Raw genomic sequence first — 26,967 nt, 5'->3', positions numbered from 1 at the left:
GTAACTTTTTCCGTTGTTCTCTTCTCTCGGGACTGATTCTCCTCTTTACCATTAATAAAAAACCTCCATGTGATGCTCTTATCTTACATTACTCTGGAGGTTTACACAAAATCTGAAACGGTCTCTTAAACATGGCTACCTGTACTGCACGATATTTAGAAGTTATATACTTCTGGTTCTTCTGTAAATGAACAAATACTTGCTGTTACATCTTTTAAATAGAACGGCGCCATAATATCCGCTGGGAACATGGTTGCGATTTTCTCGTCCATCCCTAGGAATGTGTTTACTGTTTCTTCTGAGTCTTCAAGTACTGCAGTGCCGTAAAGTCTTAAGAATTTCTCTCCGTCATAAGCAGAAATAGATACTTTATTATCTGCTTCTAATTGCTTAAATACATTCATTGGTTTAGCTGCTACAAAGTATAATTTGTCATTATATGGAATTGCAATTCCCATTGGTCTTACATCAGGTGCTCCTTCACTATTTGTAGCTAAATAAAACACCTTACTCTTGTTTAAAAATTCTACTATTGCTTTCATAAAAAAATCCTCCTTTTGTCTTATGCAACATATTTTATTTATTCTCAATATGATTATAGCATTCACAGCTTTTTTTGTCAATACATCTATTTTTAATAGGTACTATCATTTTTGATACTGACTTAATGAATTGAAAGCCTTTTGTTTTATCTGTTAAAAAAGAAATTTTTCTCTTTACTTCCGATAAAAAATCAAAAATTTGTTTCATTTATCGTTGTTGGCACATTATTTTTAACTGCTTCAATGACATTTACAAATGCTTCAACTGGTTGCGCACCATAAATAACTTCCTTTTCATCAAAGATGAAATACGGCACACCATTGATTCCTTTTGAATGAGCATTCTGTTCAGCTGTCCTTACTTCTTGACTATAAGCCGACGAAGTTAGAATGCCTTTTGCTTTCTCTCTATCTAACCCCACTTCAACCGCAAGGTCTAACAGTGTTTCTAGATTGGAGATATCTAAAGCTTCAATAAAATAGCTTCTCATGACAGCTTCAGTAAATGCACTTAATCTACCCTTTTCTTTTGCATAATAAGATAAACGGTGGGCATCAAATGTATTTGTCCGTTTTAAGTCATCAAAGTTAAACACCAACCCTACTTCTCTTGCACTTCTAACAATGTTGTTATTGGTTTCAATTGCACGTTCAATACTTATGCCGTATTTCTTTGCCATCAATTGATGAATGTCTCCCTCATATTGTTTTTGCGCATTAGGATCTAATTCGAAAGATTTAAATATAATCTCAACGTCATCTGTCATCTTTAATTGTTCAAGCGCTTGTCCAAGCTTTCTTTCACCAATATAACAAAATGGACATACATAATCTGACCAAATTTCTATTTTCAATGTTATCTCCCCTTTATGAACATTATTTTATCTATTATATTGCAATAAAGACATCAATCGCCTCTATAAAAACTGATAATCTATGAACCTTTAGTTTAGAAAGTAATTCATCTGAATGAATCATTCTTCCTACGCATTTTGTAACTCAAACGCTTGAATTTTATAACCTGTTTTTAAAGCATTCTTTGTAGTACCTCTCTTTGCCTGAATTTCAACATCTTTTACTAATACATCTGATAATTCCTTTGATACTTTCTTTAAATTTTCTTCCTTTAACTTTGCTAATTCACGATTTAAACTCATGGTATCTTCCTTGTTATTCACTATGTTTAATACATATCTTTCTTGCTTGTTATTTCATCTCTCAATAGAGTTATATCTCATTTAGTCTTTTAACCTTACAATTTTTTCAGCTAATTTAACCATATGGTCATCATCTATATCAGGGTCCGAATAAAACGGATTATAAATGACGTCTTTACGCTTGATATAAGCTGTTTTCAACCCAGCACTTTTAGCACCAAACAAATCCCAATCATGAGAAGCCACCATTACGACTTCAGAGACATCCAATAGTTCTTCATTTGCTACGAATTTATATATATCTTCAAAGGGTTTGTAGCGGGCTACTGCATCTACTGAATAATACCCATCAAAATATTTGATAATCCCTGCATTTGTCAGCTGTTCTTCCATCATCGTTAGTGATGAATTGGATACTGCAATAACTTTTAAATTATTATCTTTAAGCATCTTCAGCGCTTCAGGGACATCTTCAAAAGCTGGCATACTTCTAAAAGTATTCAATATACTTGCTTTTTCATCTTCTGATAAGGATTTTCCACCTTCATGGAACACACTTTCTAACACGACACCTGCTAGTTCTCCAAAATTCTTATACGCGTTCATGCTAGCCATTACCAGAGACGTCTGAAGCAACTTTGTAAACCAATACTTTAGGACATACTCATCTTTAAAATGCTTATCAAAATGCGTTTTAAGGGGTTCCAGATTAAGTAACGTTTCATTCATATCGAAAAAAACTGCTTTAATCATTTTTTACATCTCCCATCTAAATAATTTGATTATAAAGTTTCACTTGCATAGGACTTCTTTTTTTGTGCTTCAAATTGTGAAACAAATATTGCTGCTAGTATACCAACTATTAAAAATAAATATGATGCAATATTAAAGATAATCGTTGTGTTAATTGTTTCCATTACCCAACCATTGATTGACGTACCGACACCTGCTCCTAAAAACATGTTGAATGCTGCAAGAGCCATTGCTGTACCCTTCATATGAGGTAATTTCTCCTGTGCTGTGGCAATAATTGTCGACTGCATAAAGATAAAGGCTACACCAAACCCAAATAATCCCAATGACTTGATTACTACCTAAATTCCACGTTGTTTTACGAAAACCATTAAAAATCGATATTTTCGCTGAACCTACGAAGAATTCAAGTAGTTACTCCTACATTTTAACATTATTCACACCCCTTCCTCAACACATTTGAATAAGATATACCCATTATTCTCAATTAAGTTGCAAATATCACAATTCTAGGTTCAATTAATAAACCACTCGATTCATTCAAGCGATTCAAGCGCCAATTTATCAATCGTTACGACTCTAAGCAGATACATTTTTTATACACCTCTTGATAAGGATATTTGCTTGAGAGCTTCATAATCACAGACCTAGCTGTTTTGATAATTTTGGCCGCAAGAAAAACGTATTTCAAGCGAAATGTCTTTATCTGCTGCCTATATTCAGACACATCCAAGTAGTCAAATTTGAAGAGTAAAAACAGATTGTATGAAAGCATCATCATTTGGAATACTGCTTCATTTGCCCAGAATGATTTCAAAAGCAAGTGGCCTACTGACATGTCGTATTTTGCTTCTTTGATATAGTTTTCAGCATTGCCACGCTTTTCATAGGAGAGAACCACCGCTTCTGACTCTAGGTCTGTATTGGTGACAAAGAAAAAATAGTCGTACTCTGAACCTTCTAACAGGCTTAACTGAGCTCTTTCTTTTTCGGGTTTCAGAACGCGAGACACGACAAATCTTCTTTTTTTCTTCCACTTATCCAATTTTATAAGCAGCTCAGCGGTTTCTCTGCCGTCTATACCTTTAAGAAACACAGCAGAGGAAGCGGTCACTTGGGAGACAAGTGTTGCATAAGCTTTAGCTTTAATTAAGTATTTGCAACCAAGAGACTCGATTGTTTCAATGATTTCTTCATCGAAGTAGCCACTATCCATACGGAAAAAGATTTCCAAGTTTTGAGCTTTAAGAGTGGCAACAATCTCTTTAATCAGTTCAGCAGCACCATTTGCGGTGTATGCATTACCACTTCTAACAAAACCAGTGACATAGGCTTTGAGTTCATCACAAAAGGCAAACTGGACATTGTAGCATCGATTGCCCAGCTTTTTAGGATTGTAACCTTTAGTAGCGCCTTCTTGGTGGCCTTCTACATTAATGACACTGCTATCGATATCAATAGTGATGGATGTCAATCCACTTTTAGAAAGTAGCTTTTTAAACACTTTGAAGTTGATTTCTCTGAACATTTGCGTCGTTTTGAAGCTGAAGTTGCTTAAAAAACGCGACACGGTTTCAGGCTCTTTAACAGAAATATCGAATTCACGAACAAGGGGATCATTCTTTAAAAGTTTTAAACGTTCGAGCTTATCTATGCCTATAAAATGACCAGAGAGCATGGTTTTAACATGATTCATTTTAATCTTGTTTACAGAAGCGCTTTCAAAAGTGAGGTCATTTTCAATCATCTCAAAAATGCCGTTATTTTTAGTGTTCTCTAGCATCAGAAAAAGTCCTGCATTTGAGGTAAGATTTTTAGCCTTAAACTCGATTTTATTTATCATAAGCCATCTCCTTCACAACACCTCTATTTGTTACATTTTTACCCATCAAACAAGACAAAAAACATACAAATAGATGTTAATTTGCTGCAATTTTCTTTCACCCATTGGGTGAAAGAATGGTTTTGGCTTAACGATTATAAATACTTGCTTAAAGGGTTATATGAGTAGATTGCACGTAGAATCTAGGTACTATCAATCCCGATATCCGCGTTAATTGCCTAACGGCAGATTCAGAATGTACAGAAGGCAATTGTCTTGAATTGCCAGTATGGGCTTTAAGTGCTGATGATTGGGCAGTGCTGTTGCATGCATCGGAAAAAACTCAAATTCCTATCATAAAGAGAGCAATAGATATTGCCAGAATATTTTATGATCCGGAAAACACCGACAATATTCTTAAAAATCATATAGTTGCTTCGACTATTATCGGTATTTTGAACAGCTCAGAATCATCGCCATCAAGCAGTGATAAAATCAAAACTATAATTACCACATTTGGAACTGATGAAATTAAATTAGATAGAAATATCGAGGCAACAGGCAAAAAAGTTAGAAGTCTCTTGAACGTAAGTTATGGACAATTTACTGATATCGAAGGTCTCCAAGTTTTTTGTGAAGACTTTCTTTTGAATGATGTTAATGAGCGTATCACACGTTCGAACAATGTGGTATATGACATTGTTCAATTCAAAAATGCGGTTGATTTTGCTATACTTTATGAGGGGAGTATAAGTTCTCAACGGATTCAAGAATATACAGCTACTCTTTCAACACGTTTACAGGCGCTAATAGATAGTGATCAGGGTAGAATATTGACTAAAACGAGTTTTTCAAGGATAGATGATTATGTTGAAAGTATTCTTGGTACGAATCAAATTGTAAATATTGATATTAGTAGTTTAGATGACTCTTCAAGCGAAGTTGTGGTGAAGGTCATTACGAAACTCTTTTTTGATCATCTAAAGAAAATGAATAAAAAAGCTGATATGCCAGTTAATCTGATTATTGAAGAAGCTCATCGATTTGTGCGAAGTGAAAACCATTCTGGCGCTCTTAATTACAATATATTTGAAAGAGTTGCTAAAGAAGGAAGAAAATACGGCCTGCTTCTTGGAATTTCCTCACAGCGTCCGAGTGAGTTATCGAAGACAGTAGTTTCACAATGCAGCAACTTCATTATTCACCGGGTACAGAATCCAGATGATTTGAGTTATATTTCCAGAATGGTACCTTACATTAGTGAGGGAATCATTAATCGACTTACTTATTTGCAAACAGGGAATGCGCTTATATTTGGGACAGCAATCAATTTGCCAACGCTTGCAAAATTTGAAAGAGCAAATCCACCGACGGATAGCCATAATGCGAGGATTTCTGAAAAGTGGTATACAACGATGTTTACTAATGAAAATCCAGTTGAAGAACTTGTATATGAACCATGTTGATTCTTGATCAAACCGAAAGAACAATCTAGTGAAATCAATCAATTACAAAGCTGGTTGAGCGATATTGAAATTAATAGCGTCTATGATGCTGGACATGTCGAAGACCTTAAAGCGCAAATTAATACATTGAAAGAGAAATCACTTTTAGAAGAACTGAAAGAATTTTAAAAAGTAGAAATGTTGTTAAAGGATATTGATGAGCATAGAAAACAAATTGATTACTTTTTTGGAGAAGTCAAAGCGTTCAATTTGAAAAATATTCATGACAGGAAAAAACAGCTAAATAATTATTAAACTTCTTTACTTAATAGAGAAAATATCTTTTCAAATATGCTTAACGAATTTCGCAGATTAGAAGCATTAGAACGAAAATTAATGAAGCCAGAATATCAACGAGATAAAGATGGAATGGTAACGGTCGAATTTGCTCTATGGTCAAATTCAGACCTTGAATCGCTTGCAGTATATGATGTGGATAATTATTTGGCGCTTGAACAATTATATACAAGTATCGAAAGTATTGCTGTGCCGATTTGAGATTTGAAAAAGCTCCGTGATAAGTATAGTTTTATTGACAAAGAAATCAAATCAAGATTAGATAGCATTATCGAGCTATTAAAGAAATCCTTAAACCAGACTAACTGGCTATTTAAAGGCGTGTAAAACTTCAGCTAACACGGCATCTGATGCAAGGGCTTCGGGCTGCTTTGGTGCAGATTTGGACGGTGGCCCGAATCCACACCCCTTCGTCGGGGAGCAAGTCCCTCTTTGGGGTCATTCTTCTCCTGTCTGGCTCAAGGGCGTCGGAAATGCGGAACGTTGGGTGAAATTGTTATGATAGTTTTGTTCAAAACGGGAACACGATAAGGAGAAAAAACATGGCATACCTATACTCAGATGAAGAGCTTGAAAATTATGAGATTGAAGACATCTTGATAATAATGGATTCAAATGTTTGGCTTGATCTATACACATACCCACCTGCATCAATAGAAAATATTATTGAGTGCTTCAACGAAAACATGGGCTCCTTTTGGCTACCTTATCAGGTTTACATAGAATTTAATAGGCATGTAACGAAAAGCCGTGATGAAGCATTATACCGTTATCAAAACATCAAAGCTGAAGTCTGCAGACTGATATCAGATTCTTCAAATAAAATAAACGCCGAATTTAACAAACATAAGAATAAGGGATTTGCAGATGCGATTGAATTACAAAAGCATCTTCAGGATGAACTCAGCGAAACGATAAAAAAATCAAAATCAGAACTTGATAGCCTGTATGATAGCTACAAAGAGGAAATTGCGTGTGTTGAAAAAGAGAATGACATAATTGCCGGTTTAATTGAGAACCTTAATCAACAACGTGGAGACAGCGGCTTCTTAATAATGGAGCTTCTTGGAATATATGAAGAAGGGGAACGACGATATAAATATAAAATGTCTCCGGGTTTTTCTGATGAGAAGAAGAAAGATAACGTGGAGTCAGAGCAACAATTTTTGCTAAGAAAGTATGGCGACTTAATCATTTGGAAGGAAATTATTAGAAAAACTCAAAACCAAAAAGTTACTTTGATATTTGTTGAGAATGAAAGGAAGTCAGACTGGTGGGATTTGAGTGGAATAAAAAAGATACCACAAGTTCTAAAAGAAGAATTCAGTAATGGAACTTCAGAGGGTTCCAAACTAATTATGATAGATTTTGACGAGTTTCTGCATCATTTTGGGGGGAAGTTCAACATGCTTGCTGGATCTGTATCGGAAATAACAAATAGAGCTAAGTTTAGTAAGCAAGTGCATGCATACATTCAGAACTCAAAACATAATATTGTTGAAATCATGGTTAATGAGTACATGGAGAACAATGGTTATGGAAACGAGCTAACAGATTGTTTGACAGAAATCAGTATATTTGGTGGTTCGGTTGATTCAATTGATGATGTAGAAATTACTCGCATACAAGTGCGTGCATGCGAACTGATTCAAGATAATGATTGGGATACATTGACTATTGCAGCGGTTGTTGAAATAGAATTCGACGCTTCAATATCTGAATATGTACAAAGAGATGTTAGCCATTCGGGTAGTGTACATGCAACAATGCAATTTTCTTTGAATCTGGATTTGTTGGTAGACATAACCGACACAAATATAAGTGAGCGAGACGCTTGCAAAATTACAATAAACTACTTTGAAGACATCGAAATTCTCGCAATTGATCATGATGAGTTCTCAATTGATGTTTCGTTCGATGAAGATATGTTTAGGGACAGATAAGACATTTTTAACGTCATCTGTCGTTAGACTTCTGGCAGCTCTGGGCGGATTCTGACGGTCGTTCGAATCGACACCCATTCGTCAAGGAGCAAGTCTTTCTTTGGTGTCATTCTCCTTCTTTCCGGCTCAATTGAGTCTACAATGTGAGCCTTTATCTTAAATAATTCTTAGTCCTCTGTTGCTAGTTAAAATCCATACGTGGGATTGCCACCATTTCTATCACATCCTAAAATGACTGATTCATTCTGTGGATCACGTTCAATTGTATAAAAGCTACCATCCGTTATCCATTTTTAACAGAGCAGAAATTCATAAAGCGAAAAAATCCTAGGGGGGCATTAAGCCTCTCCTAGGATTATTACCTTACACATGTGATATTTCATTGATTTCGGTGACGCTAACCTTGTGATTAGAGAAATTTTTTCAAAAACTTTTCAATTGAACATAATCCTCTTTCAATAGATTCAGCAACTGATACTTTACTAACTCCTTCAGCCCGTGCGATTGCGGTTTTGCTCATGCCTAAGAAGAAATGGGCATAGATTCGCTTTGCTTGCTTGTCGGGCAATGATGCTATTGCTGCATGGAGCTGTTCTTGCGTCAACTTGCGTTCGTAAAGCTCATCAGGAGAGAGGGAAACGAAAAGAATATCCCGTTCAATACCATCTTCACGGTCAAGGGAGTACGTAGCTTTATAGCGACGCTTTGTTCGTTCATAGGTTTCCTCTGCCTTAGCGTATTCTTTAAATACTTGTGCCAACTCTTCCGGCACGTCAATCAATTTATCTTCTGTGAAGTAATAAGGGTAAATTTCCTTTAGGTTTATGGTTATCATATTTGACCATCCTTTCAATTTTTAAAAATCTGATTGAAAGGACAGTGGGCGGAGATCGCCCGGATTTTAATCTGAAAAACCTATAAATCTGAAGAATAAAAAAACGCACCGAGCCAGAATGGTTCGATGCGTAAAGCACAATAAACAATTTCACCTTAAATTTAGGGCAAAAAGACACCATAACCCTCCTATGAGTTATGGTGTCTTTATTTTTTGGTATATGACGTTTTCCATGGAAGTGCGGAATTCGGCTATATGTTTTGTTTGAGTAAACTCCATTTAGAACCATAGGTATGATGTTTACAAGTGATATAGCTCATTGTGTTACTGACCTCTTTCATTAACACATTGCTCTCCATGTTTTTCACTCCGTTTCTATTGAATGTTTTATTTATCTTCTGCAATACTGCCAGTTGGAATTGCTGAGCAAATATCGCCAATGTCACAGTGTAAAACTTCACAAATTGATAGCAATACGGCAATAGAAACAGGCTCATTTTTATTCAGCTTTGTGATTGTTCCTGCCGATAGTCCGGTTAATTTTCTCAAATCACTTTTCTTAATATCTCGCGTAATAAGCTCAATCCATAATTTCTTATAACTAATATTCATATCTATCCCTCATTTATCGCCGACTTCGCTTTGCAAGCATTGTAATAAGCATTATAATAACAATTACATTATAGATCAAATCTCATAGATTTACAAGATTTTATAACAAATAGGTAAAGAAAATCACACGTTTTTGAGATAAATGCATATTGTTTGATAAAATCAAAGGAATATGAGAGAGGGTACTGTTTGTTTTCTTTGAAACATTCGTGGCAAGCAGGGCAAGGTGGTACACACCTTGCGATTTTGCTTGTTGGGGACTCTCCCCAATCCCCACTAAACACACAATAAATTGTGTGGCTACGCTCCCTTTGGGAGCTGAAAACCATAGGATGGGTTATCTCTGTTCCAGTGGTTTTACTTTCTCTTTTTCAGGCATTTCACTTTGTAAAAGTCGATCAATATTAGCCTTCGCAGTCAACACTTCCTGCATTTCTTTTTTTGCATTGTGGTATGATCCATAGGCTTTTTTCTTTTTGGCAAGTAGCTCAGCATACTCCGCTTGTAAATCTTTAATCGTTGGTAGCTTTTTCATCCCAAGTTCATCGAAAGTCGCTTTAGCTGCCTTGTGTAAAAGCAGGTCGGAAGTGTGCTCTTCATAGAATTTTTTGGAGTAGCCTGCCTTACGGTAGGCAGTATAAACATCACGGGTTTTTGCGTAATTGATGATATGAGCTTTGAGTATGGCGATCTCTGCCATGCGCTTTTCCGCAGTCTTGATTTCTGAAGAGAGCTGATTGAAATTGCTAGTGGCAGTCTGCGATTTTCCCTCTAAATCCTCATAGGCAAGAAGCTTGTTTTCCGTTAAAAAGTTGATAGTATGTGCCATTTGCTTGAGGTTGAAGATTTTTGCCCACTGCTCATAGCCTGTACCCTTGCCGGCTTGCAATTTTGCCTGTATATCTACAAGTAAATTAACACGAGGCTGTGGCTTTTGGCTGGGGTGCTTTTTATTAGTTTGAGATTTCTCGCCACTGATAACCGACTTGATTTCTTCTTCCGAATAATCATTACCGAGAGAACGCAGGCGAATGAATTTCTTTTGATTCTCTCCCTTGAAGGACAGATGGCTGCCTTGTTTAATTTCATAACCTGATTGTTTTATTTCTTCTAAGAACACTGTGAAGTCCACAGGCTTTTTTGCAAGGATTTCGTCAATAATTTGACGCAGTCTTTCAGAGTAGGAAAGTTGTTTCTTATCACCTAACCACTTGCCATAATGGCTTTTCCCACGCTTTGGATTTTCGATAATAGACAGTCTGTTTTCGAGACAAAGGCGATCAGATATTTTGCGGACTGCTTTTCCAGAGCCTAAAAAATCCCTGAACTTTTTTGTGCAGTCCAAGGAAGTGGAATTAAAAATAATATGATTGTGAATATGGGCTTTGTCAATGTGGGTTGCAACAATAAAAGCATGGTTTCCTTTGGTAAAACTCATGCCCAATTCATAGCCGATTTTGTTTGCAAGATCCGGTGATATTTCTCCCGGCTTAAAGGACTGACGTATCTGATAAGCTATCACATCATTCTCTTGCTGCCTGCCTGTAATATCAGAATACTGCCTTTTTGAAAGGAGAAATTCACCCTGTATGGTTTTGGGGTCGCACTCATAAGAGCTGATGAATTCCCCATCGTTTGTCTTGCTTGGGTTTTTCGCATAATCAGTACGATCAGCAAGGCAATCTGCAATGGATTTGCCTTTGTTTTGGTGCATGGAAATTAAACGTGTGGTAGCCAGGATAACACCTCCTTTTTATGAAAAATAGCACTTAGAAATGGAAATCTAAGTGCTAAACTATTTATTTGATACCTGCATGGTATTAAATAGATTTGAGGCGCTCATTTATCCCGCCCATCGTACCAAGGAGCCATGCGGCGAGCATGGGGATTCCATAGGGACTGATGAGGTAGGCAATGAACATTGCTTTTAATCCTTCTTCCATTTCGCCCAAGAATACCATTGCAGCAAAGCCCAGAGCAAACAAGAAAAAGGCTAAAATTGAAAGCAGCATCGAGCTGAATACGCAGAAAAACTGGCACACAAGTAAAATGATAGATACCATAAGTGTTATAGGAAACAACAATATTTTAAGTAGTATTCTCATAAGAACGACCTCCATTTCTTTGGGATAAGCGTACCAAACCTTTTTCTGTATGTCTATGATGTGGATTTCAAATGGCAGAAAGGCGGCAGAGTATTTCATCTGCCGTATCCCAAAGTTTGTCATAGCTTTTTCGTAATTCCTCAATGTCATCGCTGTAAATATTGCCTGTTTCATGCACTCGCTTTGTAAGCTGATTTAAGCTGTTACTGGTGCGGCGAAGGAGACTTACCAGCTCTCGTATATCGGATAAATCAAGCTGTATGACATAGCCGTCCACCGCCATCTTGCGAAGATAGGCTCCTAAATTTTTTGTGCCGAGCTGTTCCATTTTTTCTGTTATAAAACTGCGTTCCTGTTCGCTCACCATAAAGTGGAGTTGAATATTTCGTACTCGTTTTGCCATTATCGCGCCTCCATTTGCTTCTCGTGTTTTACCTTTTGCTCCTTCCCTGCTCTTGGATGCTGCTTTAAGCTGTCTAAGATAGAAGGGCGGTCTTTTTTGCAAAGAGCATCACTAGAAGGGGAATGACCGCCTGCGTCCATATTAAGCTCGGCATCGAGGGTAGAGAGCCTTACAGTTTTCTCCTTAAGCTCTTGTTCTTGTAGGAAAGGCTTGCCAAGCTCTGCTTTTGCAGCCGCTTGTTGATTGTAGAGATTTTCGAGCTGATCTGTCACTGCTTTTAAGCGTTCAGGCATAGCAGCAAGAACGTTGTCTATACGAGTAAGATTGCCCCTGGAATCCGTACCGAGCTTAGCAGGATGGCTCATTGCTCCCTTTAGGGAGAGTTGAAACTCCCTGTTAAAGCTGTCAAAGGATAGATGCATGGAAAAGCCACGGTAACTGCCGATTTCCACGGATTCACTGCCTTTTACTTCTTTGCAGGCTTCTAAAAGTGCTGCGCCTGCGTTGTCCTTATCAGTTAAGGCATCGCTCTTAATAACCATCGGCAGAAATTCGCCATCTTTGAGGGTATGCCCTTTAAGGGTCTGTAAATCCTGCTCAAAGCCTTTAATGTAGCCTTTATTTCTTTCTATGTTCTCAGGAAAGTATTTCAGTAAATTATCTTCAAGGCGATACTGGCTGCTTTGGTGGTTTGCCTTTAATAACTTGAGCCTTGCCACATCAATATCTAAATCCATCTTTTCCTTGATTTTGGGGTTGCCTGCACACAGAGCCTTGATTTCCGCATAAGAGAGAGCTGCCTCGTCTACATCCTCGCAGGAACGGACGGGACTTTTGGAGGTCATGATCTGCGAGATGAATTTCTGCTTGTTTTCTACGGTTTGCCAGAGGTATGCATCAAAGGTTGCTTCGGTTACATAGCGATAGATCCCGACTTCTTCATTAAGGTTGCCTTGCCGCTCAATTCTGCCTGAACGCTGGGTTAAATCTCCCGGACGCCACGGGCAGTCAAGGTCGTGGAGAGCGACAAGGCGGTCTTGGATATTCGTGCCTGCGCCACATTTAGCGGTACTGCCAAGCAATACACGGACATCGCCACTGCGTACCTTTGCAAACAGCTCTTTTTTACGCACTTCGGTATTTGCCTCATGGATAAAGGCTACCTGTTGTTTGGGCATTCCCATTTCCACCAGTTTGTTACGAATATCATCATAAACATTAAAAACAGCAAGAGGTTCAGTCACACTATCCGGAAGACTGTCCTCAAGTGCTGCAAGCTCAACACCGTTAATGGTTTGTGATCCTGCCTTTGCCGCTCGCTCGTCCGGTGACATGATTCTCCCCTTTGGAGTAGAGATGTCGCAAAAAACAAGCTGTGTCAGCTTATCCGCAGAACCTTCTTGCCAAATGCGGTAGATGTTATTTACACAGGCATTGACTTTGCTTGCTTTATCATCGGGGAGGAGTGGGTTAATAATGCGTTGATCTAGCCCAAGTTTTCGACCGTCAGAGGTGATTTTGAGCATATTGTCGATGGAAGGGTCAACTTTATTTGCATGGACTTCGGCAGCTCGCTTTGATAGATCCTTAACCATATCTGATTGAATCTCCGTAGGTTTTACTGCAACTGTTTCATAAATCACTTTTGGGGTTGGTAAATCTAACTGGTCAGCGGTTTTAATATCCGCCACTTCTTTGAACATCGCCATCAGCTCCGGCAGATTAAAGAACTTGGAAAAGCGTGTTCTTGCACGGTATCCGGTGCCTTCGGGAGCAAGCTCTATGGCCGTTACCGTTTCGCCAAAGGTGCTTGCCCAACAATCAAAGTGGTTAAGCCCGTTTTTTTGTAAAGTGCCGTACTGCAAATATCGCTGCATGGTATAAAGCTCCGTCATGGAATTGGATACCGGCGTGCCGGTGGCAAAAACAATGCCTTTGCCGCCCGTTAGCTCATCCATATAGCGGCATTTGAGAAACATATCACTGGATTTTTGTGCATCGGAGGTGGATAGTCCTGCCACGTTTCGCATTTTGGTATAGAGAAACAGATTCTTGTAGCTGTGTGCTTCGTCAACATAGAGCCTGTCAACACCAAGCTGTTCAAAGGTCACGACATCATCCTTGCGCTCTTGAGCCTCTAATTTTTTTAGCCGTTCCTCCAGCCCTTTTTTTGTGCGTTCAAGCTGTTTGACTGTGAAACGCTCGCCACCGCTTGCCTTGATTTCCTCAATGCCATCAATGATTTCATCGATCTGTTCATGGAGTAAGCGCTCCTGCCGCTCTATGGACATGGGGATACGCTCAAATTGGCTGTGGCCAATGATGACTGCATCGTATTCTCCCGTTGCAATCCTCGCACAGAACTTTTTACGGTTTCTCGATTCAAAGTCTTTCTTCGTAGCTACCAAGATATTGGCAGCAGGATATAACCTCAGAAATTCGCTTGCCCATTGTTCAGTCAAGTGATTGGGGACGGCAAAGAGTGGCTTTTGGCATAATCCCAGCCGTTTACTTTCCATTGTGGCGGCTACCATTTCAAAAGTCTTGCCTGCACCTACTTCATGAGCAAGCAAGGTATTGTTGCCATAAAGAATATGAGCAATGGCGTTTACCTGATGAGGTCGTAGGGCGATTTCTGGATTGATACCGCTAAACTTAATGTGCTGACCGTCATATTCACGTGGTCGAATAGAATTGAATTTCTCGTTGTACTCCCTGACAAGGGTTTGCCGCCTGTCTGCATCTTTGAAAATCCATTCCCGAAAGGCGTCTTTGATGGTCTGCTGTTTTTGCTGCGCCAGGGTGGTGGCATCTTTATTGAGAACTCGCCGTTCCTTTCCGTCAGGATCGGTTACCGTGTCGTAGATACGAATATCACGAAGGTTTAAGGTGTCCTCTAAAATGCGGTAGGCATTTGCTCTGTCCGTGCCGTAAGTTACATAAGCAGCCACGTTGTTATAGCCGATACTGTTTTTATTGGTGATGTTCCATTCGGCAGTAAAAGGGGCATATTTCACTTCAATATCGCCTTGATGCCGCCAAGGGGTATCAAACAGCTCATACATGAACTGCTCAATATAGCCTTTGTCAATCCATGTTGCACCAAGACGGACATCTATTTCCGATGCCTCAAGGTCTTTTGGCTGTGCCGCCTCCAATGCGGATACGTTTGAACTGTAAATATCCGATAGCCTTGCTGCCAGTTTTGCAGTGCGGAGCTTTTCACGGACATTCCCAGAGAGATATTCATCGGCAGTCACATAGGTGGGTTTATCCTCATTCTGAAAATCAGGCAGGAGAAAGACAACACCCGTCAATTCCTGAGAAAGCTGTTCTTCCGGCAAACCTGTGAGTTTTGCCATGTATGCCATGTCAACTGCCGCCTTTTCTCCGATGGATACCGCCAAAGCCTCACTTGCAGTATCCACAGAAGTTATGTCAGCACGTTTTTTGATGGTGCGTTTGGTGAACATATCGGCTTTGGATTTCAGGTTGCCGTTTTCGTCTACATCTTCAAGAGAGCATAGGAGATAGTAAGAATTGTCCTCTGAAAAGGCAAGGCTGTTGCCACGGCTGTTAATCAGCCCATATTTTGAGGTAAAGCTTTCATAGAGGTGGTTTAGGCGCGACTGTTCCTGTTTTATCGTATCATCACCATAATCCTCAAGCTGATAACGGATAAGATCATTGACACATTCCCTGAGATTCACCAATCCTACAATGCGTTCTTTGGCAGTTTGGTTAAGTTCGGGACGCACCATGCGGCTATTTTCACGGTAGTAGACCTCGCCATCAACAAGGGTATAAGAAAAGTTTTTTACCGTTGGGTCAGCAGGCAGGGTGGTTGCAGTGGCTACCTCCAAATCGGGCAGCTCTGCTTCAGGGATATTTCCATCAATGTTTGCCATAGCTGTCTTTAACAGCGCAGCAAGGTCGGCATTAGGAACAGGTGTGCAAGTGCTTTCCATGCCGAACTGACCGCTTTTCATCTCCATAGTACCGAGTATCATTTCAGGATGCTCGGCAAAGTATCTGTTTAGGGTAATATCATTTTCGTTGGTATCAAGGTAAATCCAATCCCGATCCACATCAATCGGTCTGTCACGCTTTTGTAGAAATAAGATATCACTTGTGACTTCTGTGCCTGCATTTTTCAAGAAAGCATTATTCGGGAGCCTGACTGCCCCTAAAAACTCGGCTCTCTGAGCAAGATACCGCCTGACTTCGGAAGATTGCTTATCCATTGTACCTTTGGAGGTAATAAAAGCGACCACACCGCCAGGGCGTACTTTATCCAGCGCCTTAGCGAAAAAGTGGTCATGAATGAGAAAGCCTTGGTTGTCATATCGTTTTTCACTGAGCCTGTAATTACCGAAAGGTACGTTGCCGATGGCAAGGTCAAAAAAATTGTCGGGGAACTCGGCTTTTTCAAAGCCTGTGATAGCGATATTGGCATCGGGATAGAGCTGTTTTGCAATTCTTCCTGTGATGCTGTCAAGCTCTACGCCATAAAGCCGTGAATCTGTCATGCTGTCAGGAAGCAAGCCAAAGAAATTGCCTGTGCCACAAGCAGGCTCTAAAATATTGCCTGTGGTAAATCCCATGCGCTCTACGGTGTCATAGATTGCCTTGATAACCGTAGGACTGGTGTAATGAGCGTTTAATGTGGAGGCTCTTGCCATTTCGTACTCATCTTCTGACAATACGGATTTAAGTTGTGCAAACTCGCCTGCATAGCTGTTGTTGTCCTTGTCAAACACCTCCGGCAATCCGCCCCAACCGATGTACTTTGACAAGGTTTCCTGTTCTGCTTTGGCGGCATGGCGTTTTTCCTTTTCAATGCTTTGCAGGGTGATGATAGCGGCGAGGTTACGCTGAAACTTCTCACGCTTGCCACCTTCTCCTAAATGCTCATCGGTAATGCGGAAGTTTTCGCCTTTTTCCTGTGCTGCTTCAGGCTGTGGGTATCGCTCCAAAAGCTGCAAAAAGTTCTCTCGGCTTTCGGCTCTCAGGATGGGGTAGAACAGTGACGGATCACGCAGGGTAATGTCATGCTGCCCGATTTTCTCAATGATAAAGACTGTATTATTTTCTAAATAAACAGTATCGCCTTTGCTGTATGGGATAGGGGACGGATCTGCTATGGTCAGAAAATTATCCTCGGCAATGAGTTGCGCTATACGCCGCTGCACCTTTACCCAAGGCAGCTCTACCGACATATCACCTTGGGTAACGGAAAATGTTGAGGAATTGCCGTCATACTCATCTTTAAGCCATTCGGCTGTGCCACGCTCACGGCTGTGGTCTTGCATATACGACACTACATTTCGCTTGCTCTCTGTATTGCCATTCCAAGCCAGCAAAGCGGCGTCAATGTCTGCCTGTGCGATTTCTTGTGCTATGGGTGCAGGCTGTGGAGACTGTGGTGACTGTGACGATTCATGCTCATGGAAGGTGGTATCCAGTCCGGCGGAGGATCTTTCACGGCTCACAAACTCGTTTTTTTCTTCGGTGGTTAAATAGCGGTCAGCTGCAACCAAAGCACGAAGATGTTTTTCTACATCTGCCCATTTCAAAGTGATATCCTTTTTGGCGGTGTAGTTTTGAATGACCATGCCTTTCGATGGCTGATAATCAATAAATCCGCTTGTACCATCTGTAAAGGTGTGGCTATGTCCATAAAATCCATATTCCAGTTTCAGAAAATTAATGGCAGTTTTGCTATCAGGCATGGATTGATAGAGCTGATGGACACGGAATTTTCCATCCTGCGTGCCTGTACCACGAAAAAGTTCGTGTTCTATCTCTACCAAGGGCAAGGAAAAAGCAGAGGGCATTTCGCTCTCTGCTATACGCTGTATTTGTTCTTGTTCAGTGGGGAAAAGATTTAGCTGTATATAAGCTCCGTCAGTATCATTTCCTCCGCCTGCGCTTTCAGGCTGTTCATGTAGCCTACCCATTCCATCTGCTGCGTCATCTTGTCGGGTGGGGTCTGCGTTTTCTGCAAGTCGGTCATTATCTGAGTGAGTCGCCTGTTCGCTGTCTGATCTATCTCCAGCAGGTGTGGATAAAGTTTCTCGCTCAGGAGCATGGAATTGAATAAGGCTGTCCGATGTTCCTGAAGGTAGGTTTTCCGCATCCTCCCGTATTTGCCCAAGGATTTCTCCGGTGAGGTTATGCTCAGGTTGGGTATCTGATATTCCCCGTTCTTCTGATAGGTGATGCTGTTCATGTTTATCGCTCCTTTCACGTTCCGTTTTTGTAATGGTTATGGCAATCTGCCTGAAAACTTGCTCTGATTGCTCGCTGACAGCCGTACCCAAAAGGCAAACAGCATCAGCGGTATTGAAATCGAAAATGGGGAGAAAGTCCTCATGGCTGAAATATTTTTCGGTATCCAGTCCGCACCGTTTCATCAGGGTGTAAGCTGTGCTAACGGTGACGGCATCCACAAAGGCGGATCGAAGGTTGTCCTCGTCATATTCCGCTAAAAAGCTGTTTTCTGTGAGGTAACGAATATCCTCCCTGTGATTGTCATAATACTCCCTCGAAAGATTTCGTGCAATGATGTCAAATCCTTCGACTAGGGGATTTCCTGTTACATCAAATTTGTCTGTGAGCATTTCTAAAAGCGGCTCGATGTGATGCTCCGTCATTTGCCAGAGGAAAGGGCGGCGCGAATTTTCTCGGCCGCCCGTATCGGAAACGTCAAACACATATTTCAGTTTTGGAGTATCACCTGTGGCATCGAGTAAGGCAATGCCCGTTGAGCCACGGCGGACAAATCGGTTCATCTTGTCATTCCAAAGCTCATAATCGGCACAAGCCGTTGCATCGGGTCTTTGTGCGTGAATCATAAGTTGTTCATGGTAAGGGTATTTATACAGCCGCCCTACGGTAGTAAGAAAGCCAGTCCAGTTGGTGAGGCTACTTGTTAGGTGGGTGGCGGTATCCTCTGCAAGTTGTGCAAAGGCTTGTGCTTTTGTTGGCATTTTTATTCCTCCTGTTCCTCGAAATCGGGGATAAGTTCTGCTGAAAGGCTCTCAAACTCTGTGTCATTCATGGTTGACAGCTTATCCATAACCGTCTTGGTCAGGTCAAGCAGTTCGGTTTCATCTGCCTCAAGGTGTTTTTGCATTTCAGAAAGCTCGGACAATAGGTCAGCCCTTGAGCCTATGTTGTAAATGCACATCAAATTGGTTTCTTCTACGGTAAATTTACTCATAATCATCGCTCCATTTCCGCACCTATAGAGGGTGCCTTTTTTGGTTTTTCTTTCTCTTGTGATGGCTTGGACTTTAGCTGTTCCACTACGGAAGTCCGTTTGTCCTGCTTTTCTGCCTGCACAGCCGTGGCAAGGTCTAAAAGGGAGATAGTACCACCTGCTTTTACGGTCGCCTCAAGCCCTGCCACAGTTGGTTGATTGTTTAAGACATCGTCAATCTGATTGTAGTTCTGCTCAGTTGACATTTCGGCAGTACGAAGGGGATTAGCCTCATTTCTAATGGCAAATGCACGAGTCCCGTTTCCCATGATATGATAGTTGCCATTATCAGAAGCATGGTGAAAACCATACCCGGCTGCTTCCATCTGTTCTTTTGTCATGGAGGCCAAGGAAAAACTTCCCCGTGGTGTATCAATCCGATCTCCGGTTAGGTAATTATCCGGAACAAGGGGGGAAGGCTCTAAAAATTGAGGCAGTTCCTGAAAGCCAAAGCTATCTACATAATGAGAGGATACAACATCGTTTATCTTTAAGGCAATGATGTCGCTGACGGATAGGGAATGTCCTGTAAATCCGTTTGGATGATTAATATTGAACTGTTCATAAATCTGGTTCAAGATGCTGTTTACATTGCCATTAAAATCAGTAAGGGATGCGGAATAGATAAAGTCATAGTTTTCATGCTCTGCTTCAAGTCCGGCATTTTGTAAACGCTCCAGTCCTTCAAAACGATAATCCCGGAGTTCTTCGCCACCTTTTAGCTGATAAATGGCAAAGGCATCATAGGTGCCTTTTATAAAGAGCTGTTCTCGTATTTCGGGAGAGAGTTTGCCATCGCCTTTCATTTCCTCATAGTCCTGGAGGGCAGACCAGTCGGCTTTTTCTATCCCAAATAATCCGCTGTGATTGTCAATGTCCTCACGCTCAAAAGCCATTGCCTCGGTATTGTCCTCATAAAGCAGATACACGGTTAAGTCCTGTTCGAACAGCTCGGCAGCCCGTTCTTGGGAGAGAGGGAGCATTTCATCATCTAAGTAGCCGTAAGAATTGCGGTCTGCAATACTAACACAGGAGTCGGGCATAGGATAGCTGTGTTCCTCGGAAGGTGGCTCCGGTAAGGGGTCTTTTGCAGTATCAACCACAACTTCAAGACTATCAAGATGTTCCTCCAAATCATTAAATCCATTCCAAACATCATCTAAAACAAGCTCGCCCTTAGCATTTATAATTACACTTGCCGCCTCATCGCCGTGCTCCTCATGCTCAAGGAGAAAGTATTCCGTTCCGGTTATTTCGGTAGTATCAATAACATACCAAGTACCGGTATGCCCATTCACCTCAATATTGGTGCTGTTTTGAGAAATAGTCGGTTTTTCCGTTGCTCTCATGCTTTCTTGCCAAACCTGATCCGCTTTGGCGGTCAACTCGTCATAGTCAATGGAGGTCGCATTTTCTCGGTCTGCAAGAGCCGATATGCCACTGATGGGGTCATCTTCAACAATCTGTTCGATTGCCTCATAGATGGTAATGTCGGGATTGTCGTAGACACCACCGTCAAGGAGGTTATAGTCCTTATCATAAATGGAAAAATCATAACCGCCCTCAGTTTCCTGAATGGAGAAATATAGCTCGCCTACCTGATAGGCTAAGTGTTCGGGAGCTTGCTCCAAGTCTTGTTCCTTGGCGAGTTCGAGAAAATGACGGTCAATATCCCCAATGAGGGCAGAGGATGTTTTGTTGATAAGTTCAAGGGAAGAACGCAGCTCGGAAAGCTCTTTTCCCATACTCCACGAGGCGATATATCCAAAACTATTGTCGTCGGTTTTGATACCGTAGTAGGTACATACAGCGAAGGCAATACTTTCTGCTTCGACTTCCTCGGTGCGACGGTCTTTAGGTATGGGAGGTGGTGCGGCTTCATCCTCTTTGACAGCTTGTTTTTCTTTTTCATAATTATGCAGCTTAGAATGGGCAATCTCATGTATCGCCGCCGACACGGTCCGAACCTCGCTCATGCCCTCACGCAGAGCAATTCGCTGTTCACGGCTACTGAAATAGCCATCTTTTCCTGCTTCCATGTGTTCAAAGGCGATGGGAACAGGGGAGGAACGTTTCAAAGCCTCCATAAATATTTTGTACTGACTGACATCACCTGTCAGGTCAGCTGCGAGAGCAGGTAATGGCTCACCCTCGGTTTGGGAGAGATCAAATACGGAAACCACCTTAAACATTGGTATCTTGATTTCAACTTCTTCGATCTGTACTTTGCCGTGTTCATCAAGCATCGGGGCATGGGTTACAGGATCAACCTTTTCCTGCTCCTTTTTCATCTTATAGGGGGTAGGGGCAATGATTTTTATGCCACGTTCACCTTTTTTCACATGGCGGGAAAACTGGTCACGCCACTTGTTGAAGCCTGCCACAAGGGTGGCATCGGGTTTTTGCATAGCAATGAGCAGGGTGTTGTTAAGGGAATAGCTATGAAATCGTGACATGGTACGAAGGTATTGCATGTATCTGTCGCTTTCAAACAGCTCATTGATACCAGTCTCTATGCTGTCAGTAATCTCTTTCAAGCGTTCTTTTGTTGTATTGTTGTCTGCCATAGGGCATTACTCCTTTCGGTTTTTCAAAATGAGGGGGGAATTGGCATAGCGCTTAGGCCTTATTTCTTCTTCACCTCAAACTCCATCGTGAAATTCACATATTTATCGCCTGTATCATCAAGCGAAACAACCGCATCATAGGTCTTACCTGTCTTTTCTGAATAACAGCCTGTGAGCTTTACTTTGCCGTTTTTCAGTAGCTCTGTTGCAACGGATTTGGTAAGGCTTTTTTTCTTTGCGGTAAAAAACTTGTTATCTTTCCAAAGGGCAAAGCCGCAGGTCTTGTTCAGGCAACAAAAGCCTTTCTTATTTTCAACTACATCATTGCCACAGCGAGGACATTTGCCTAAAATTTCCTGAGTGGACGGGAATAGGACATCAGCCCCCTTGATTACCTCATAGATTTTGACAAGACTCACGGTCATTTCAGAAATCTCTTGTAGAAAGCTGACGGGAGAGAGATCCCCATGCTCAATCAGCTTTAGCTTTTCCTCCCATTCGGCAGTAAGCTGTGGAGATTGGATCGTTTCTGGCAATACAGTAATCAGAGAAATCCCCTTTGTAGTAGGCAAAAGGTACTTCACCTTTTTAACGCCTTTACGCTCCAATAATTCGGTTTTAATGAGCTTTTCTAAAATCCCTGCACGAGTGGCAGGGGTGCCAATACCCTTACGGTCAGTGTCCTCCAGTGCGTTGTTGGCATTTTCCATAGCGGCAAGAATGGTATCATCCGTAAAATGTTTTGGTGGACTGGTCTTTCCCTCCTTTACAGCTGCTTTTGAGGTAAAACTATCGCCCTGGTCGATTTTCGGAAGGGCTTTTTCTTTATCTTCCTGCGGCTTTTCTTTTTTCATGGTAAGGTAGAGCTTTTCAATGCCACGAAAGCCGTCTGCAAGGATAGTTTTGCCCTTGGCAGTAAATTCTGCACCGCCTGCATTCGCCTTTACAATGGTTTCTCCATAACGGCAGCTCTCGCCCACAGCACACACCAAACGCAGGGCAATGAGCTGTAAAACTTCACGTTCCCCAAAGGGCAAGGAAGCAATGTCACAGCATTGCAGGTTCATCGTGGGGATAATGGCATGGTGGTCGGATACCTTGCTGTTATCAGTCACTTGCTCCAGAGAAATAGAAAGTTTTATGTTTTGGGGCATAAAAAAGCCTGCGGCGGCTTTTACCACAGCAGGGGTGTTTGCTGACATATCCGAAGTCAGGTATCGGCTATCCGTACGGGGGTAGGTTACGAGCTTTTTCTCATAGAGGCTTTGAGTGTAGGAAAGGGTCTGTTCAGCGGTAAAGCCGAGCTGCCTATTTGCTTCTCTTTGCAGGGTGGTAAGGTCATAGAGTTTGGGTGGATTTTCGGATTTTTCTTTGGTTTCCACACTATAAAGGGTAATGCTCTGACCATCACAGGTTTTGCACAAAGTTTTTGCCGCCTGAATATCTTGGAGCTTTTCGCTGGAGAGCGTGAAACCGCCACAATCAAGTTGTACCGTGTAAAACGGCTCCGACTTAAATACTGAGATAGATGCTTCACGCTCCACAATCATGGCAAGGGTGGGTGACATGACTCTACCCACGTTTAAGGTTTGCCCATAGAGAACGGAAAACAGTCTTGTGGCATTGATGCCCACGATCCAATCGGCTTTCGCCCTGCAAAGAGCAGAGTGGTAAAGATTATCGTAATCTTTACTGTCACGCAGGTTCTGAAAGCCCTCCTCAATGGCCATTTCCTCCATAGAAGAAATCCACAAGCGTTTTACTGGTTTTTTGCAGCTGATTTTTTCGTACACCAATCGAAAAATCAGCTCGCCTTCACGCCCTGCATCGGTAGCGGATGTGATAACTGTTACATCCTTTCGATTTACCAGGTCTTTCAATACTTTCATCTGTTTTTCCTTGCCCTTAGAAATGCTGAATTGCCAGTTTTCGGGAAGGATAGGTAAATCGGCATATTCCCACTTTGCGTAGCGCTTTTCATAGGTATCGGCGGTGGCAAGCTCAACCAAATGTCCTACGCACCACGATACGATAAAGCCGCCGCCCTCCATATATCCGTCTTGTCTTTTGTTTGCGCCGACAACAGCAGCAATGCTTTGTGCTACTGATGGCTTTTCTGCTATAACTAAATTCATTCGCCTGTTTTCCTTTCCTTTTGGAGGAATATAATGCCACGGTAGTGCTGTGACTTATCCTCTTTTTTTGGATGCTTTACAGTAGTAGGGGCAGTAGGGGCAGGTGATTTTTGCCCCTGCCCATAACGTGGATTTTGGTTCGCAATTTTCTTATTGTCGTTGTTAGTAAATAGGCTCACTTTGCATCAGCCTCGCTTTCTGAATCGTTTTCAGTTTCGTATTCTTCCTCGCCAGCATTGTTCTCGTCCTCATCCTCGTCATAGTCATAATCATAATCAAGCGGGTCAGTATTTCCCTTGGTTTTTGACTTGTTCTTTTGTACTTTGAAATAGTAAAATGCACCACCTCCTAAACCACCAGCAAGGAGAAACATAAGGAGAATACTGCCTGTGTTACTCTTTTTCTCAGGTGTTGTCTCAATAGGCGCTGTTACCTTGCCGGTACATTGGTTTAGGTCACTCATGCAGACCGTGCAATCGCTTTTAACATGGCCTGCCTCGCATTTCTCGCTACAACTGCATATTTTGGGCGTTTCTGACTTTTTGTCTTTGTCCTCAATGAGCGCCATTAAGTCGGCTTCGTCTACTAGGTTTAGGAAATATACATTTTCCTTATCGCCTGAACGGTCAATGACTAAGTAAAAGTAGTTGCCATTTTTGGATTGCAGCGTTACAAACTGTTTATCCTTGGACTCTTCACCCTTAATATCATCCACAAGGGTCAGGTTTCCGTCAGGAGTTAAAGGAACAGTGACAGGATTTTCAGTCGCTTTGGGAGATGGAGCAACGTTATTCTCGCCGCCGTTGGCAAAAGCGGTGGTGGGGAATACGCAAAGACACATCATTACTGCAAGCAGCATGGTAAAAAGCCTTGTTTTAATTTTCTTCATGGTGATTATCCTCCTGTGTTGTTGGCATTAAAATAGGCGCATCGTTTTTTTCACGATACGCCTTTAGGAAGATGGAAAGCTCGCCGGTATTCATCTTCATGCTACGGACAAGCTCTACAATTTCCGTATTCTCAATCTCGGTTTTTTGTTGTTCCAATTCACGCAGTTTAGCCTGTTGTTCTGTGATTTTTTGCTTAATCTTGTCAATCTCCATTTGGAGTTTGTTCAGCTTATTATTCATAGAGCCTCCTTTAATTCATTAATCCATATCCCATGATGACATTGCTGTTTAGATCATAATCTCTGATACGGCAGGAATCGCCGCTGTTGCCCTCTATGGTATACACCCGCTTACCATCTGTGCCGATGACAATACCTACATGATCTGAGTTGCCGTCACCCTCCCAATCAAAGAAAATCACATCACCGGGAGCCAAATCCTTGTAATTACCGTTTGCCCACTGTCCGTAATTACGAAACCAAGGAATACCCTGCGAGTGGCAGGCGGCAAACTTAGGTTCGCTGTATCCAGCTTGATTTAAGCACCATGATACAAAGCAGGCACACCATTCTACACGGCTGTTAAAGCCATACCAAGACCAGTAAGGCTGCCCACCTACATTTCCGACTTGATCTTTTGCAATGTTCACAATGTTTTGGTTGCCTTCTCGTGTGCCGTTTTCAAATTTTACACCGCTTAAATCAGTAGAAGGAGCAGAGTTGTTTGTACCACCGCCAAAGATAAATGGCTTGTTGCCCCTTGTTTCGAGATAGATACTGTACATTTCAAGTTGGTCGTTGTTCAAGAGCCTATTTGCGATGGCCGTGACTGAGAAGTTATCAAGTTTTACATTTAAAATGTAGTAATTGTAAGGGACTTGCACGGTATAGGTATCCCTGTGGGTTTTTCCATCTGAATCAGTCCATGTATCCGTCCTTGTTTCAGTACGGTAGCGTACCTCCACCACAGGGGTCAGAGTCAGTTTGTACTGTAAATCAAAGACACGCTGCAACTCGCCCTGCACCTCGTTTGGTTTGTAGGTCTGGAGCAGTGAGGTTAAGTAAGCTGCAAGCTCATGAGGATTATGCCCGATGGTATCAAGGTCATAGCGGTACTCATCATAATCGGGATACTCACTTTCAATCTTGTCAATTCGTTGTTGCAAGGTATTTTCTAAGGCAGTGTAGTTGTTATCGGTGGCGATAATATCCGCATCCTCTGAGGTGTAGGAAGTACCAATAATGCTATTTAACCCACCTTCAAGCATGAGAGAGCAAGAAGAAATCGTACTCATGAGAACGATGATAACAGCGGCAATAGCAAGGAGCATAAAAAAACCTTTTCGGTGACTGATAATAAATTGCATGAGTTTATCCGACGCCTCCGCCACAGTAGTAGCCGCCTTTTTGGTATTGGCAGCAGTCTGATGTGCGGTCTTTGCTCCTTTACCATACCTTGCGGCGAGGTACTCCTTTTTAATCATTCGCTTTTGTTGCCACCTTGAAAGAGGGTTAGAGGAGAGCTGTGGGCTATTTTTCATACTCTTTTGATAGAGGTAGTTGATCTCTGCCTTTGCCGTGCTTTTTTCTGCTTTTGAAAGCTGAAGGTATGGCCTGAGCTTATGACTGCGATAGGCACTTTGCACACGTCTTGTCACAAATTCGGCACCTTCTTCGGTTTTGTGTGCTGCCTCTAAGCCTACATTGTCCTGTTCGCATTTACGGATTTCTTTATGAACTTCAGAGAGAAGCTGCTTTTGGGGAATGGAGTTGATGCCATATGCAAGCTTGGATGGAGGCTTTGGTTTGTCGATTTCTTCAAAATATAAACGCACCTCATTTTTGCCTGTGCTGGCATTTAGGGTGCGTTCTGTGATAAGAGTTTTCTTTTTAGGGATTTTCTCATATGACTTTTCCAGTTTGTCAGCCGCTTTTTCTGCTTTTTTAAGAGGCTTTTCAAGGGTGGGGTCGGCACGTTCCTCTTCCGTAAAGGCAAGGCGAGATACCTTCCCAGCAGGTCGGAAAGGTTTTTGTCTCTTTTTACTCAAATAGTTATCCTCCTTCCACGCAAAAAGCCGCCTGTATCGCTACAAGCGGCTTAAACACAATTATTTTCCTTTCAGTATTGCGATTTTGCT

22 protein-coding genes are annotated in these 26,967 nt (G+C 41.6%); 4 read left to right on the top strand and 18 right to left on the bottom strand.

The window, feature by feature from the left end:
* Window positions 1–155: 155 nt before the first annotated feature.
* The 6 genes from OKX56_RS02900 to OKX56_RS02875 all read right to left on the bottom strand — a co-directional run bounded on the left by OKX56_RS02900 (window position 156) and on the right by OKX56_RS02875 (window position 4,295).
* On the bottom strand, window positions 156–542 hold the full coding sequence (locus tag OKX56_RS02900) for a pyridoxamine 5'-phosphate oxidase family protein (RefSeq protein WP_015045062.1): 387 nt from the start codon (window positions 540–542) through the stop codon (window positions 156–158).
* Between the two features lie 191 nt (window positions 543–733).
* The gene (locus OKX56_RS02895) at window positions 734–1,396 is read right to left on the bottom strand and encodes a DsbA family oxidoreductase (protein ID WP_015045061.1); all 663 of its coding nucleotides are present in this window, start codon (window positions 1,394–1,396) and stop codon (window positions 734–736) included.
* A gap of 129 nt (window positions 1,397–1,525) precedes the next feature.
* Window positions 1,526–1,699 carry a hypothetical protein gene (locus OKX56_RS02890; RefSeq protein ID WP_015045060.1) on the bottom strand — a complete coding sequence of 58 codons (174 nt, stop codon included), beginning with the start codon at window positions 1,697–1,699 and terminating at the stop codon, window positions 1,526–1,528.
* Between the two features lie 81 nt (window positions 1,700–1,780).
* Window positions 1,781–2,452 carry a haloacid dehalogenase type II gene (locus tag OKX56_RS02885; protein ID WP_015045059.1) on the bottom strand — a complete coding sequence of 224 codons (672 nt, stop codon included), beginning with the start codon at window positions 2,450–2,452 and terminating at the stop codon, window positions 1,781–1,783.
* Window positions 2,453–2,481: 29 nt separating this feature from the next.
* Window positions 2,482–2,697, bottom strand: coding sequence for a hypothetical protein (locus tag OKX56_RS02880; RefSeq protein WP_021315111.1), 216 nt, complete (start codon window positions 2,695–2,697; stop codon window positions 2,482–2,484).
* A gap of 326 nt (window positions 2,698–3,023) precedes the next feature.
* On the bottom strand, window positions 3,024–4,295 hold the full coding sequence (locus OKX56_RS02875) for an IS1380 family transposase (RefSeq protein WP_015045058.1): 1,272 nt from the start codon (window positions 4,293–4,295) through the stop codon (window positions 3,024–3,026).
* 260 nt (window positions 4,296–4,555) lie between these two features.
* On the opposite strand from OKX56_RS02875, the gene OKX56_RS02870 reads away from it, so the two are divergent.
* The 4 genes from OKX56_RS02870 (at window position 4,556) to OKX56_RS02855 (ending at window position 8,019) form a co-directional block, all read left to right on the top strand.
* Entirely contained in the window at window positions 4,556–5,740 is a 1,185-nt protein-coding gene (locus OKX56_RS02870) for an ATP-binding protein (protein WP_021315117.1), read from the top strand.
* A 3-nt stretch (window positions 5,741–5,743) separates the two neighbouring features.
* Complete coding sequence (locus tag OKX56_RS02865; protein WP_021315119.1) at window positions 5,744–5,908, top strand: hypothetical protein; 165 nt, start codon at window positions 5,744–5,746, stop codon at window positions 5,906–5,908.
* Window positions 5,909–6,115: 207 nt separating this feature from the next.
* Window positions 6,116–6,277 (top strand): hypothetical protein, encoded by a 162-nt coding sequence (locus OKX56_RS02860; protein WP_207636814.1) that lies wholly within the window; start codon window positions 6,116–6,118, stop codon window positions 6,275–6,277.
* Between the two features lie 341 nt (window positions 6,278–6,618).
* Window positions 6,619–8,019: a PIN-like domain-containing protein gene (locus tag OKX56_RS02855; RefSeq protein ID WP_021315097.1), complete on the top strand. Its 1,401-nt coding sequence runs from the start codon at window positions 6,619–6,621 to the stop codon at window positions 8,017–8,019.
* 409 nt (window positions 8,020–8,428) lie between these two features.
* On the opposite strand, the gene OKX56_RS02850 is transcribed toward OKX56_RS02855, so the two are convergent.
* From OKX56_RS02850 to OKX56_RS02785, 12 genes are all read right to left on the bottom strand, one after another.
* Window positions 8,429–8,854, bottom strand: a complete 426-nt coding sequence (locus tag OKX56_RS02850; RefSeq protein ID WP_021315102.1) for an RNA polymerase sigma factor — start codon at window positions 8,852–8,854, stop codon at window positions 8,429–8,431.
* 387 nt (window positions 8,855–9,241) lie between these two features.
* Window positions 9,242–9,466: a helix-turn-helix domain-containing protein gene (locus OKX56_RS02845; protein ID WP_021315105.1), complete on the bottom strand. Its 225-nt coding sequence runs from the start codon at window positions 9,464–9,466 to the stop codon at window positions 9,242–9,244.
* A 337-nt stretch (window positions 9,467–9,803) separates the two neighbouring features.
* Entirely contained in the window at window positions 9,804–11,204 is a 1,401-nt protein-coding gene (locus tag OKX56_RS02840; protein WP_034377799.1) for a relaxase/mobilization nuclease domain-containing protein, read from the bottom strand.
* Window positions 11,205–11,286: 82 nt separating this feature from the next.
* A complete protein-coding gene (locus OKX56_RS02835; protein WP_052152852.1) occupies window positions 11,287–11,670 on the bottom strand; it encodes a CD1845 family protein in 384 nt (127 codons plus the stop codon).
* Window positions 11,639–11,974 (bottom strand): plasmid mobilization protein, encoded by a 336-nt coding sequence (locus OKX56_RS02830; RefSeq protein ID WP_021315124.1) that lies wholly within the window; start codon window positions 11,972–11,974, stop codon window positions 11,639–11,641. Before OKX56_RS02830 ends, OKX56_RS02835 begins: the two co-directional genes overlap by 32 nt.
* Complete coding sequence (locus OKX56_RS02825) at window positions 11,974–18,966, bottom strand: helicase-like domain-containing protein (protein WP_021315116.1); 6,993 nt, start codon at window positions 18,964–18,966, stop codon at window positions 11,974–11,976. Before OKX56_RS02825 ends, OKX56_RS02830 begins: the two co-directional genes overlap by 1 nt.
* Before the next feature lie 2 nt (window positions 18,967–18,968).
* On the bottom strand, window positions 18,969–19,199 hold the full coding sequence (locus OKX56_RS02810; RefSeq protein WP_021315123.1) for a transposon-transfer assisting family protein: 231 nt from the start codon (window positions 19,197–19,199) through the stop codon (window positions 18,969–18,971).
* A gap of 2 nt (window positions 19,200–19,201) precedes the next feature.
* Complete coding sequence (locus tag OKX56_RS02805) at window positions 19,202–21,805, bottom strand: YodL domain-containing protein (protein ID WP_021315110.1); 2,604 nt, start codon at window positions 21,803–21,805, stop codon at window positions 19,202–19,204.
* Between the two features lie 59 nt (window positions 21,806–21,864).
* Window positions 21,865–23,940, bottom strand: coding sequence for a type IA DNA topoisomerase (locus OKX56_RS02800; RefSeq protein WP_021315120.1), 2,076 nt, complete (start codon window positions 23,938–23,940; stop codon window positions 21,865–21,867).
* Window positions 23,941–24,115: 175 nt separating this feature from the next.
* Window positions 24,116–24,829 (bottom strand): DUF4366 domain-containing protein, encoded by a 714-nt coding sequence (locus tag OKX56_RS02795; protein WP_021315098.1) that lies wholly within the window; start codon window positions 24,827–24,829, stop codon window positions 24,116–24,118.
* Window positions 24,816–25,070, bottom strand: coding sequence for a DUF4315 family protein (locus OKX56_RS02790; protein WP_021315104.1), 255 nt, complete (start codon window positions 25,068–25,070; stop codon window positions 24,816–24,818). Before OKX56_RS02790 ends, OKX56_RS02795 begins: the two co-directional genes overlap by 14 nt.
* 10 nt (window positions 25,071–25,080) lie before the next feature.
* Entirely contained in the window at window positions 25,081–26,877 is a 1,797-nt protein-coding gene (locus OKX56_RS02785; protein WP_021315099.1) for a CHAP domain-containing protein, read from the bottom strand.
* Window positions 26,878–26,967: the final 90 nt, after the last annotated feature.

The organism is Dehalobacter sp. (assembly GCF_030063005.1).
In the GTDB taxonomy this organism is placed as follows: Bacteria; Bacillota; Desulfitobacteriia; order Desulfitobacteriales; family Syntrophobotulaceae; genus Dehalobacter; species Dehalobacter restrictus.
Note: the sequence above shows the minus strand (reverse complement) of the source record. Positions and strands in the feature narration are given on the sequence as shown.

Bases quoted from the DNA above. Each gene is read 5' to 3' on its own strand.
- OKX56_RS02900 (WP_015045062.1), bottom strand. From the start codon at position 542: ATGAAAGCAATAGTAGAATTTTTAAACAAGAGTAAGGTGTTTTATTTA.
- OKX56_RS02890 (WP_015045060.1), bottom strand. From the start codon at position 1,699: ATGAGTTTAAATCGTGAATTAGCAAAGTTAAAGGAAGAAAATTTAAAG.
- OKX56_RS02885 (WP_015045059.1), bottom strand. From the start codon at position 2,452: ATGATTAAAGCAGTTTTTTTCGATATGAATGAAACGTTACTTAATCTG.
- OKX56_RS02880 (WP_021315111.1), bottom strand. From the start codon at position 2,697: ATGAAGGGTACAGCAATGGCTCTTGCAGCATTCAACATGTTTTTAGGA.
- OKX56_RS02875 (WP_015045058.1), bottom strand. From the start codon at position 4,295: ATGATAAATAAAATCGAGTTTAAGGCTAAAAATCTTACCTCAAATGCA.
- OKX56_RS02860 (WP_207636814.1), top strand. From the start codon at position 6,116: ATGAAGCCAGAATATCAACGAGATAAAGATGGAATGGTAACGGTCGAA.
- OKX56_RS02855 (WP_021315097.1), top strand. From the start codon at position 6,619: ATGGCATACCTATACTCAGATGAAGAGCTTGAAAATTATGAGATTGAA.
- OKX56_RS02850 (WP_021315102.1), bottom strand. From the start codon at position 8,854: ATGATAACCATAAACCTAAAGGAAATTTACCCTTATTACTTCACAGAA.
- OKX56_RS02845 (WP_021315105.1), bottom strand. From the start codon at position 9,466: ATGAATATTAGTTATAAGAAATTATGGATTGAGCTTATTACGCGAGAT.
- OKX56_RS02835 (WP_052152852.1), bottom strand. From the start codon at position 11,670: ATGAAATACTCTGCCGCCTTTCTGCCATTTGAAATCCACATCATAGAC.
- OKX56_RS02830 (WP_021315124.1), bottom strand. From the start codon at position 11,974: ATGGCAAAACGAGTACGAAATATTCAACTCCACTTTATGGTGAGCGAA.
- OKX56_RS02825 (WP_021315116.1), bottom strand. From the start codon at position 18,966: ATGCCAACAAAAGCACAAGCCTTTGCACAACTTGCAGAGGATACCGCC.
- OKX56_RS02810 (WP_021315123.1), bottom strand. From the start codon at position 19,199: ATGAGTAAATTTACCGTAGAAGAAACCAATTTGATGTGCATTTACAAC.
- OKX56_RS02805 (WP_021315110.1), bottom strand. From the start codon at position 21,805: ATGGCAGACAACAATACAACAAAAGAACGCTTGAAAGAGATTACTGAC.
- OKX56_RS02800 (WP_021315120.1), bottom strand. From the start codon at position 23,940: ATGAATTTAGTTATAGCAGAAAAGCCATCAGTAGCACAAAGCATTGCT.
- OKX56_RS02795 (WP_021315098.1), bottom strand. From the start codon at position 24,829: ATGAAGAAAATTAAAACAAGGCTTTTTACCATGCTGCTTGCAGTAATG.
- OKX56_RS02790 (WP_021315104.1), bottom strand. From the start codon at position 25,070: ATGAATAATAAGCTGAACAAACTCCAAATGGAGATTGACAAGATTAAG.